Source organism: Mycolicibacter senuensis, assembly GCF_003284925.1.
GTDB lineage: Bacteria > Actinomycetota > Actinomycetes > Mycobacteriales > Mycobacteriaceae > Mycobacterium > Mycobacterium algericum_A.
This window is the reverse complement of the sequence record NZ_QMEX01000126.1, coordinates 1-10,291: the sequence shown is the minus strand read 5'-3', so window position 1 is coordinate 10,291 and position 10,291 is coordinate 1. Positions and strand designations below refer to the sequence as shown.

Annotated in this window: 12 protein-coding genes; 8 read left to right on the top strand and 4 right to left on the bottom strand. The window is 68.3% G+C overall.

Annotated features, from left to right (window positions below; translation table 11 throughout):
- Positions 1-677 (top strand): AraC family transcriptional regulator (locus tag DQP56_RS19600; RefSeq protein ID WP_234825739.1); only part of this gene is annotated, 677 nt, incomplete at its 5' end.
- On the opposite strand, the gene DQP56_RS19595 is transcribed toward DQP56_RS19600, so the two are convergent.
- Complete coding sequence (locus DQP56_RS19595) at positions 656-1,318, bottom strand: class I SAM-dependent methyltransferase (RefSeq protein WP_112688290.1); 663 nt, start codon at positions 1,316-1,318, stop codon at positions 656-658. The two genes, DQP56_RS19600 and DQP56_RS19595, sit on opposite strands and share 22 nt — an antisense overlap.
- A 33-nt stretch (positions 1,319-1,351) precedes the next feature.
- Between DQP56_RS19595 and DQP56_RS24475 the strand changes: the two genes are divergently transcribed.
- The 7 genes from DQP56_RS24475 (at position 1,352) to DQP56_RS19565 (ending at position 8,054) form a co-directional block, all read left to right on the top strand.
- On the top strand, positions 1,352-1,780 hold the full coding sequence (locus DQP56_RS24475; RefSeq protein ID WP_133258976.1) for a hypothetical protein: 429 nt from the start codon (positions 1,352-1,354) through the stop codon (positions 1,778-1,780).
- A gap of 95 nt (positions 1,781-1,875) precedes the next feature.
- Complete coding sequence (locus DQP56_RS19590) at positions 1,876-2,928, top strand: PhoH family protein (RefSeq protein ID WP_112688286.1); 1,053 nt, start codon at positions 1,876-1,878, stop codon at positions 2,926-2,928.
- On the top strand, positions 2,925-3,461 hold the full coding sequence (gene ybeY, locus DQP56_RS19585) for an rRNA maturation RNase YbeY (protein ID WP_112688283.1): 537 nt from the start codon (positions 2,925-2,927) through the stop codon (positions 3,459-3,461). Before DQP56_RS19590 ends, ybeY begins: the two co-directional genes overlap by 4 nt.
- Positions 3,458-4,756 (top strand): hemolysin family protein, encoded by a 1,299-nt coding sequence (locus DQP56_RS19580; RefSeq protein WP_112688280.1) that lies wholly within the window; start codon positions 3,458-3,460, stop codon positions 4,754-4,756. Before ybeY ends, DQP56_RS19580 begins: the two co-directional genes overlap by 4 nt.
- Before the next feature lie 102 nt (positions 4,757-4,858).
- Positions 4,859-5,755, top strand: a complete 897-nt coding sequence (gene era, locus DQP56_RS19575; RefSeq protein WP_112688277.1) for a GTPase Era — start codon at positions 4,859-4,861, stop codon at positions 5,753-5,755.
- Positions 5,756-5,889: 134 nt separating this feature from the next.
- The gene (locus DQP56_RS19570) at positions 5,890-6,564 is read left to right on the top strand and encodes a DUF5642 family protein (RefSeq protein WP_165825087.1); all 675 of its coding nucleotides are present in this window, start codon (positions 5,890-5,892) and stop codon (positions 6,562-6,564) included.
- A gap of 32 nt (positions 6,565-6,596) precedes the next feature.
- Entirely contained in the window at positions 6,597-8,054 is a 1,458-nt protein-coding gene (locus DQP56_RS19565) for a flavin-containing monooxygenase (RefSeq protein ID WP_112688275.1), read from the top strand.
- 8 nt (positions 8,055-8,062) lie between these two features.
- Here the strand turns inward: DQP56_RS19565 and DQP56_RS19560 are convergent, their stop codons facing one another.
- The 3 genes from DQP56_RS19560 to DQP56_RS19550 form a co-directional block, all read right to left on the bottom strand.
- The gene (locus DQP56_RS19560) at positions 8,063-8,929 is read right to left on the bottom strand and encodes a sulfurtransferase (RefSeq protein ID WP_112688272.1); all 867 of its coding nucleotides are present in this window, start codon (positions 8,927-8,929) and stop codon (positions 8,063-8,065) included.
- A 13-nt stretch (positions 8,930-8,942) separates the two neighbouring features.
- Entirely contained in the window at positions 8,943-9,281 is a 339-nt protein-coding gene (locus DQP56_RS19555) for a hemophore-related protein (RefSeq protein WP_112688269.1), read from the bottom strand.
- A gap of 123 nt (positions 9,282-9,404) precedes the next feature.
- Positions 9,405-10,291, bottom strand: an 887-nt coding sequence (locus DQP56_RS19550) for an amidase family protein (RefSeq protein ID WP_286167786.1), incomplete at its 5' end; no start/stop codon positions are given.

Here is a 10,291-nt window from a genome sequence, read left to right as displayed (position 1 = left end):
CGCCGGCGCTGATGATCGGCGATGGCTACGCGGTGTACCGCGGCCCGGTGGCCGGCGGCCCGATTCACCGCCACGGCGCCTTCCAGATCGTGGTCGCCGGGAGTGGTGAACTGGCGATGGTCGACCTCGACGGAAATCGTCATCAGTGCGTCGCGCTGGTGGTGTCGCCGATGGCACCGCACCGCATCCTCGCCGCACCGGACCTGGCCACCTACTTCATCGAACCGCACTGCCTGTTCGCCGACCGGCTGCGGCAACGCTACGGCGTGGGGATCGTCGCCGCCCCCGAGCTGGGCGACCTGTGCGAGGACGACGTCGCCGCCGCCTGCCACAGGCCGTCGGAAGAACTCGACCCGCGCCTGGTGACGGCGTTGGCCATGCTGGCCGAAGGCAGCATTCCCATGCCCGAACTGGCTGCGGCGACAGGTATTTCGGCGCAGCGCCTTCGTGCGCTGGCGCGCCGCGAGCTGGGGATGCCACTGACTCGCTGGCGGGTCTGGTCGCGGTTGGGCAAGGCGGTGGCGGCTCTGCAGTCGGGCATGCCGCCGGCCGAGGCCGCGATCACCGCGGGGTTCTCCGATCAGGCCCACTTCACCCGGCAGATGCGGGAGATGATGGGCCTGACGCCGACGATCGTGCTACACGCGGTGAGCGCTCACGGTTTGCGGGCCACATAGATCGAGATGGTCCCGGTGATGGTGGGCACCACCTCGGCCTCCCGCACATCGGCGAAACCGGCTGCCGAGATCAGTTCCGGGAGAACGCCCTCGGCGTTGGGCTGGGTGTCGGTCTTGCCGTCGGCGAACTGAACGATCCGAAACGCCAGCCGCATCAGCCGCGTCCGCTGCAGCCCGAAGTCCGCGATCACCACTCGGCCGCCCGGCCGCAGTGCGGCGAACATCGACGCCAGGATGGCGCGTTTCATCGCCATCGGGCACTGGTGCAGCACCAGGCTGGACATCACCCCGTTCATCGACTCCGCACCCACCGACTCCACCAGGGCATCGCCCATGCCGGTCAGCCAGCGCACCCGGCCGGCGGTGTCCTTGCCCCGGGCCACCGCCAGGACCTTCGGGTCCGGGTCGACACCGGTGATGCGTGCCTGCGGTTGCATCTGCCCTGCCAGCAGCGCCAGCGACCCGGTGCCGCAGCCCACGTCGAGGATGTCCTCATCCGGTTGCGGCGCGAGGTGCTCGACGGTCAGGCCGCGCCACAGCCGCTCGCGGGTGAGCGCCACCACGGCGTCGAACAGGCGGGCCTCAGCGAAACCGGTCAAGCTCAGGCGGCCCAGGGCGGGGGTGAAATCGTGCTCGCTCATAGCGGAAGTCTGCGCGACGCGTCGCGATCCGTCTTGAACGAACCGCTCGCCGAAGTCACCGGCGTCGGAATCGAGGCCCTGACCGACTTCTACGCTCGCCACTTCATCGGTCATTGGCCCGCCGACACCGTGATCGTCCCGGTATGCCGCACGGTCGGTTCCGACCTCGTCGATGAGATGACCATGACCTTCGCCCACGACGTCGCGGTGCCCGCGTTCCTGCCGAATATCGCGCCGACCGGACGCCCGGTCCGGCTGCCGGTGGTGGTGGTGATGGTTATCGGCGCGGGCAAAGTGGCCTGCGAATGCATCGACTGGGACCGGGCGTCGCTGTTGGCCCAATCGGCCTGCTCGATGAGGCACGGCTGCCGATCGCCGGCGCGGTCCAGGCGGACAAGGTGCTCGACAAGGACCTGCCCGCCAACACGCTGTTGTGCCGTTGAGCAGGCCGTCGGCGCATAACCGCTGGGAGTCGCCGGTGCCCGACGGTAGACTCACAGCAACCGGCTGACCCGCTGATACCCGGCGCTGACCAGAAAGCAGGCATCGAAAACCCCGTGACGCCCCGCGATACCCCCGCTGCCGTGCCGGCCTCACAGGTTCGCAGCAGTGTCGATATTCCACCCGACCTCGTCGTGGGTCTGCTGGGTTCCGCAGATGAGAACCTTCGCGCCCTGGAGCGCCTGCTGGCCGCCGACCTACATGTACGCGGCAACGCCGTCACCTTCTCCGGGGAGCCGGCCGACGTTGCCCTGGCCGAGCGGGTCCTTTCCGAACTGATCGCGATCGTGGCCAGCGGCCAACCGCTCACCCCGGAAACGGTGCGTCACAGCGTCGGCATGCTGACCGGCGTCGGCAACGAGTCCCCGGCTGAGGTCCTCACCCTCGATGTGCTGTCGCGGCGCGGCAAGACGATCCGGCCCAAGACGCTCAATCAGAAGCGTTACGTCGACGCCATCGACGCCCACACCGTCGTGTTCGGCATCGGGCCCGCCGGTACCGGCAAGACGTACCTGGCGATGGCCAAGGCCGTCAACGCCTTGCAGACCAAGCAGGTCACCCGGATCATCTTGACCCGTCCGGCGGTGGAAGCCGGTGAGCGGCTGGGTTTTCTGCCCGGCACCCTGAGCGAGAAGATCGACCCGTATCTGCGTCCGCTCTACGACGCGCTGTACGACATGATGGATCCGGAGCTGGTCCCCAAGCTGATGAGCTCGGGGGTGATCGAGGTGGCGCCGCTGGCCTACATGCGGGGACGCTCGTTGAACGACGCATTCATCATCCTCGACGAGGCGCAGAACACCACCGCCGAGCAGATGAAGATGTTTCTGACCCGGCTCGGCTTCGGCTCGAAGATCGTGGTCACCGGCGATGTCACCCAGATCGACCTGCCCGGCGGCGCGAGATCCGGGCTGCGGGCGGCCGTGGACATCCTCGACGACATCGACGACATCTATGTCGCCGAGCTGAGCAGCGCCGACGTCGTACGGCACCGGTTGGTCTCCGAGATCATCGACGCCTACTCACGCCATGAAGCCGAACAATCCCAGCCGGGACTGACGATGAACCGGGCGGCCCGCCGGGCGGCTCAGGGCCGGTCTCGCCGGTGAGCATCGAGGTCTCCAACGAATCCGGTCTCGACGTCTCCGAGGTCGAGCTGGTCAGCGTCGCCAAGTTCGTGCTGGCCAGGATGGACGTCAACCCCGGTGCCGAATTGTCGATGGTGCTGCTGGACACCGCCGCGATGGCTGACCTGCACATGCGCTGGATGGATCTGCCCGGGCCCACCGACGTGATGAGCTTCCCGATGGACGAACTCGAGCCCGGCGGGCGCCCGGACGCCCCCGAGCCCGGGCCGTCGATGCTCGGCGACATCGCGCTGTGCCCGGAGTTCGCCGCCGAACAGGCCGCGGCGGCGGGGCATTCGCTCGGTCAGGAACTCGCGCTGCTGACCGTGCACGGCGTGCTGCACCTGCTGGGCTACGACCACGCCGAGCCCGACGAGGAAAAAGAGATGTTCGCGCTGCAGCGCCGGCTGCTCGAGGAGTGGGTCGCCGACCAGGTGGAGAGCTACCGAGCCGAGACCCAGAGCGAGAAGGACCGCCGGTTGCTGGACAAGTCTCGGTACTTCGACGAACCGTGACCGGAACACCGCTGGTAGTCGGCGTGATCGCGCTGATCGGTCTGGGCGGACTGTTCGCGGCGATCGATGCCGCGGTCAGCACCGTCTCGGTGGCGCGCGTCGCCGAACTGGTCCGCGCGAAACGTCCTGGTGCGGTGTGGCTGGCCAAGCTGATGGCAGAGCGGCCCCGCTACATCAACCTGGTGGTGCTGCTGCGCATCACCTGCGAGATCACCGCCACCGCGCTGCTGGTGTTCCTGTTGCACTCGGTGCTCGGGCTGGACTGGGGGTTGTTCGCGGCCGCGGCCGCCATGGTGGTGGTGAGCTTCGTGGTGATCGGGGTAGGGCCCCGCACTCTGGGGCGGCAGAACGCCTATTCGATCGCCCTGGCGTCAGCGCTTCCGCTGCAAGTCCTTTCGGTGCTGCTCGCCCCGATCAGCGGTCTGCTGGTCTTGCTGGGCAATGCGCTGACCCCGGGCCGGGGATTCCGCAATGGGCCGTTCGCCTCCGAGATCGAGTTGCGCGAGGTGGTCGATATGGCGCAGCAGCGTGGGGTGGTCGCCGCCGACGAGCGCCGGATGATCCAGTCGGTCTTCGAGCTCGCCGACACCCCCGCCCGCGAGGTGATGGTGCCGCGCACCCAGATGGTCTGGATTGAACACGACAAATCAGCCGGACAAGCCACCTCTTTGGCGGTGCGCAGCGGTCACTCCCGCATCCCGGTGATCGGCGAGAACGTCGACGACATCCTCGGCGTGGTCTACCTGAAAGACCTTGTCCAACAAACCTATTACTCGACAAACGGCGGGCGGGACACCACCGTGGCGCAGGTGATGCGTCCAGCGGTGTTCATGCCCGACTCCAAGGCGCTCGACGCCTTGCTGCACGACATGCAGCGCGCTCGCTACCACATGGCGCTGCTGGTCGACGAATACGGCGCGATAGCGGGGCTGGTCACCATCGAAGACGTGCTTGAAGAGATCGTCGGCGAGATCGCCGACGAGTACGACCAGGGTGAAGTGGCACCGGTGGAGGATCTGGGGGCCAACAGGTTCCGGGTCTCGGCACGACTGCCCATCGAGGACGTCGGTGAACTCTACGGGATGGAGTTCGACGCCGGCCTCGACGTCGAGACCGTCGGCGGCTTGTTGGCGCTGGAACTGGGCCGGGTCGCGCTGCCCGGCTCCGAGGTAGTGTCACACGGACTGCGGCTGCGGGCCGAAGGCAGCCGCGACAGCCGCGGGCGGGTGCGGATCAGCACCGTTCTGGTCAGCCCGGTCGACCCCGACGGTCAGGAGGCCGCAGTTGAGCAGTGATCTGCCGGGCGCACAACCCGTCGCGAGTGCGCCGAGCGTGCGCTCATTGCGAAAGTCTCCGCGAGAAGTCGCGCTGAGTGCACGTTCGGCGAAAGGTCTCTCGTGAGCGAATTCCATTCCGGCTTCGTGTGTTTCGTCGGCCGTCCCAACACCGGAAAGTCCACCCTGGCCAACGCTCTGGTCGGCGCGAAGGTGGCGATCACCTCCAACCGGCCACAGACCACCCGACACACCATCCGCGGCATCGTGCACCGCGAGGATTTCCAGATCATCCTGGTCGACACCCCCGGCCTGCACCGCCCCCGAACGCTGCTGGGCAAGCGGCTCAACGAGTTGGTCAAGGACACCTACGCGCAGGTCGACGTCATCGGCCTGTGCATCCCGGCCGATGAGGCGATCGGCCCGGGGGACCGCTGGATCATCGAGCAGATCCGCGCTGTCGCCCCCAAGACGAAACTGGTGGTCGTTGTCACCAAGATCGACAAGGTCTCCCGAGACAAGATCGCCGCACAACTGGTCGCCGTCGGTGAGTTGGCCCCGGAGGCCGAGATCGTCCCGGTCTCGGCTGTCAGCGGCGAGCAGGTCGACGTCCTCATCGGCGTGCTGGCCGCGGCGCTACCGGTCGGCCCGGCCTTCTACCCCGACGGCGAGTTGACCGACGAACCCGAAGAGACCCTGATGGCCGAGTTCATCCGGGAGGCCGCCCTGGAGGGGGTGCGCGACGAACTGCCGCATTCGCTGGCGGTGGTGATCGACGAAGTGCGCCCGCGGGAAGACCGTGATGACCTGATCGAGGTGTACGCGGTGCTCTACGTCGAACGCGACAGCCAGAAGGGGATCGTGATCGGCCGCGGCGGCTCCCGGCTGCGCGAGGTGGGAACCGCCGCCCGCTCCCAGATCGAAAAGCTGTTGGGCACCAAGGTCTTCTTGGATCTGCGGGTCAAGGTGGCCAAGAACTGGCAGCGCGACCCCAAACAACTCGGCCGGCTGGGGTTTTAGAACCGGCCTATGCCCCCGCGCGAGCCGGCGGGCAGCTCGGCCCGCCGGCGCGCCAGACCACGGACGGTCCCCGCCGGTGGCCGGACCGGGGACACATTCTCTCGCCGGCAGGCGCCATTGGGTACATTCCAGGGGTGCTGGAACCCAAGTCGCTGGTTGTCTCCACTGTTGGCCTGCTCATGTGCGCGCAAGCACTGACCGGTTGCGGGGGCGGCCAAAAGCCGATCGATACCACCAAGCTGTTCAACGTCGAGTCGACGTTCGGCTCGGAATACAAGACCCAGACCCAGGGTCCCAAGGACATCGATCCCAAGATTCTCGGGCCGCAGAAGATGCCGCCCGGTGTGACCTTCGAGCCCTCGGACTGCGCCGACTACGCGGCCAGCAGCGGTCGTCCCCCCAAGGGCATCCGGGGCAAGATGTCGATGGTCTCGATCGTCGGCAACGGCAACCAGCTGGTCGCCATCGCCATGCAGGCCGACCAGGATCTGCCTTACGACGAGTCCGCCGCCGAGAGGTGCAAGCACGTCTCCTTCCAGGCCGGCAAGCTCACCGGCTACCTGGATGAGACCGATGCGCCCGAGATCGACCGTGCCAAGACGGCCGGCTCGCACTCCGAGATCGAGATCACCGGCAAAGACGGCCAACAGCAGTCCCGTGAGTCCTACACCTTCACCGCCTACCTCGGTAGCGCCCTGGTGCAGGTGACCGCGAGCCCGCAGGCGGTGCGCGGTCAGCCGCCGGGCATGGTCGACGCCGATCGGGCGCGCCAGCTGCTGGTCGACGCGGTGTCGGCGCTGCGCAGCTAGGTTATGCGTACGCCGTCGGCGCGGGATCGGCGGTGAGCGCGCGCGAGCCCCGCGTCATCGTGATCGGCGCGGGCATCGCCGGCATCACGACCGCGCATGTGCTGCGTGAGCGCGGGTTCACCGACATCACCGTGCTGGAGAAGGGTTCCGACGTCGGCGGCGTCTGGCACTGGAATCGCTATCCGGGTCTGCGGTGTGATGTGCCGTCGCAGATCTATCAGTTCGGGTTCGCGCCGAAACCCGACTGGCGGCATGCCTGGGCCACCGGCACGGCCATCCAGCGCTACCACCGCGACGTCGTCGACCGGCTCGGGCTGGCGCCGCTGATCCGGCTCGACACCGAGGTCACCGCCGCACAGTGGGATGAGCGCCGACATTGGACCCTCACCACCGCCGCCGGTGAGCAGCTGGTCGCCGATTTCGTGGTCTGCGCGACCGGTGTGTTGCACCATCCGTTCACCCCCGACATCCCGGGGCTGGCGAATTTCGCCGGCGCGGTTGTGCACACCGCCCGCTGGGACGACGAGCTCGACACGGCCGGCAAGCGGATCGCGGTGATCGGAACCGGGTCGACCGGTGTGCAAGTGGTGTCCGCGCTGCAGCCCGGTGCGGCGTCGATCGACCACTACGTGCGTTCGGCGCAGTGGATCCTGTGGGCGCCCACGTCGCTGCGGCAGGTCCCGGGTGCTGCCGCGGTGCTGGGGCGGTTCCCGACGCTGCACCGGGCGCTGTACCGGCTCATGACCTTCGGCGGGTCGGCGCTGTTGACCGACGTCACCACCCACCCGTCGTGGCGACGTCGGGCCGTCCAGGCCTATGCCCGAGCATGTCTGCGAATTCAAGTTCGGGACAAAGAATTACGGGCCAAACTCACCCCCGACTACCAGCCGTTGTGCAAGCGCCAAGTGGTGTCGGGACGCTACTACCGGGCGATCCGCGCCGACAACAGCGACCTCGTCACCGCCGGCATCGCCGAAGTCACCCCGAGCGGCATCCGCACCGCCGACGGCACCCACCGCGACACCGACGTCATCGTGCTGGCGACCGGGTTTCACGCCCACAACTACATGCGCCCGATGCGGTTGCTCGGCCGCGACCGGATCAGCATCGACGACGCGTGGTCCGCCGGCCCGCGCGCTTACCGGATGACGGCGATCCCGGGCTTCCCCAACCTGTTCACGGTGTTGGGTCCGAACTCGCCCACCGGGTCGATCTCGTTGCAGTACACCTCCGAGCTGACCGCGCGTTACATCGCGCAGTGGCTGGAGAGATTCCGGGACGGAGAGCTGGCGAGCGTCGAGGTCACCGAGGAGGCGACGGCACGGTTCAACGACGAGGTCGCCGCCGCGATGGGGCCGACGGTCTGGAACACCGGCTGCAACTCGTGGTACCTGACCGAGGGCGGCGCCGTCGACCTATGGCCGTTCGACCGCGCGACGATGAACGCGATGCTGGCCGGCCCGGACCCGGCGGACTTCCACCTGAGCTGAGGCGGAGCTCAGTCCTCGCCCCGCGCCACCGGCCGCGACGGGTCCGAACTCCACTGCGACCACGACCCGGGAAACATCGCGGCGGACCGGCCGGCGGCGGCCAGCGCCGCCACGATCACCGTCGCGCTGATGCCCGATCCGCAGTAGGCGCCCACCGCGTCGTCGGCCCCCACACCGCGGTCGGCGAGCAGCCGGGCGACCGCGGCATCGGGCAGGAAAGTCCCGTCGGCGTCCAACAACGCGGTGAACGGCAGGTTCTTCGCGCCCGGGATATGGCCGGCGACCGCGTCGACGGGCTCCCCATCGCCGCGGAACCGTTCCGGGGCGCGGGCATCCAGCAGCGCCAACGTGCCAGACCCGGCGCCGTCGCCGGCCTCGTCAGCGGTCAGGGTGGGCCGAAGCCCGTCGTAGAGATCCTCGGGCAGCACGGTGACGTTGCCCGGTTCGGGGGAGACCTCCCCGGTCTGCAATACGCCGCCGTTCGCCGTCCAGGCCGACAGCCCACCGTCGAGGATGCGCACTCCGGCCACCCCGGACGTAGACAGCAGCCACCACAATCGTGCGGACGCGGCCCGGTTCCAGTCGTCGTAGACCACCACCGGCGTGTTGCGCCGCACCCCCCACCGGCGCGCGGCGGCCTCGAGGTTGCGACCGGTCGGGAGCGGATGCCGGCCCCGGCCGGTGACGGCACGGTCGGACAAGTCGTCCTCGAGCGAGACGTACACCGCGCCCGGCAGATGACCCTGCAGGTAGGCCTGGTGTCCGTCCGGCGCCTCCAGGCTCCAGCGGGCGTCGAGAATCGTCACCGGATCACCGGCACCCAACAGCTCAGCGAGCTCGGTGGCGGTGATCAGAACCTTGTCGCGCGGGTTCACCGCTGGGCTCTGCTCAGTAGTTGTTGCAGGAGACGGCGATCGAGGTGATCGTGCCGATGTACTGCTGGGCCTCGGGCATGGCCTGGATCTGGGTGGCGATCCGCTGGCGCTTGTCGGGCGGCGAGGACAAGAAGGACCGCAGCCAGGTCTGGGCCATCGGCGAGGCGTTGAACTCCGCGGCGGCCGCGGGGTTCTCTGCGTTCAGCGCCGCGTTCACCTGCGAGTAGTTACAGGTGGTGTTGATGATCGGCCCGAGGTCGGGATCCGCGGACGCGAACCCGGCCCCAGCAGACAGCGACAAAGCCAGACTGCCGGCTGCGACAGCGATCCTGGTCAACGACAGAGCGGCCATTTTGCAGACGCCTTTCCCCAGTGCATTTCAGGTGTGGATATGAGGTCCTACTTCGAAGACGGACCAAGCTTAGCGGACAGCCGATGGCACCGCCGAAGTCGCTGGTCGCCGCCTTTTCGGGCGTTACGGGCAGGGGTTGGGATCGGTGCGCCACCACGGTGTGGGTTGTTGTGCCGCCCAGCCGCTGATGCCCTCCAATTCCGCGGCCAGTGAAATCAGCAGACCGTCACTGTTGGCGGGCCCCATCAATTGCACCCCGATCGGCAGGCCCTCGGCGGTGAATCCGGCCGGCACGTTGATCGACGGCCAGCCCAGCAGGTTCCACGGCCAGGTCACCGGGCAGGCCGCGATCATGGCGCGGTCGGTCGCCAGGGCGTTCAGATCGTCGAACGCGTGCACCAGTGGCGGCGGCTGGGCGGTGGTGGGGGCGAGCACCGCGTCGACGATGCGAAAGATCGAACCCACCCGGCGCTGATCCTTCGCCTCGTGAGCGCGGGCCTTGCGCAGCACCGCCTGCGACAACAGCCGGCCGGTGCGCATGTTGGCCAGCGTCCGCGGGTCGAGGTCCACCGCGCCGCCGAGCGCATTCGCGGCGGTCAGCACCCCCGCGGTGGAGCGGGACAGGAAGTTCCACGACAAGCGCACACCGTAATCGGGATTACCCGGGACCACGATGTGCCCGAGCAGTCGAAGCTGCGCGGCGACCTGCTCGAGTGCGGCCCTGATCTCCGGGTGCAGCCGGGCGCGGAACCCGGTGTAGGGAAAGCGGGTGGACATCGCGATCCGCAGCTGTCCCGGCGCCCTTCCCACGTAGTCGGACGCCGTGATCGGGGGCGGTTTGTGCAGGTCACCGTCGGCATTACCGGAAGCCGCGTCCAGCACCAGCGCCGCGTCCTGGACCGTGCGGGCGAGCACCCCGTTGGCAGTGATGCCGTTGAACGCCTCCGGCAGCGGCCAGGTGGAGATGCGGCCCCGCTGCGGTTTGATGCCGACCAGATGCGTCCACGCGG

Excerpts from the sequence above, each read along its gene's own strand:
- DQP56_RS19555 (WP_112688269.1), bottom strand. The coding sequence starts at position 9,281 with ATGGCCGCTCTGTCGTTGACCAGGATCGCTGTCGCAGCCGGCAGTCTG.
- DQP56_RS19595 (WP_112688290.1), bottom strand. The coding sequence starts at position 1,318 with ATGAGCGAGCACGATTTCACCCCCGCCCTGGGCCGCCTGAGCTTGACC.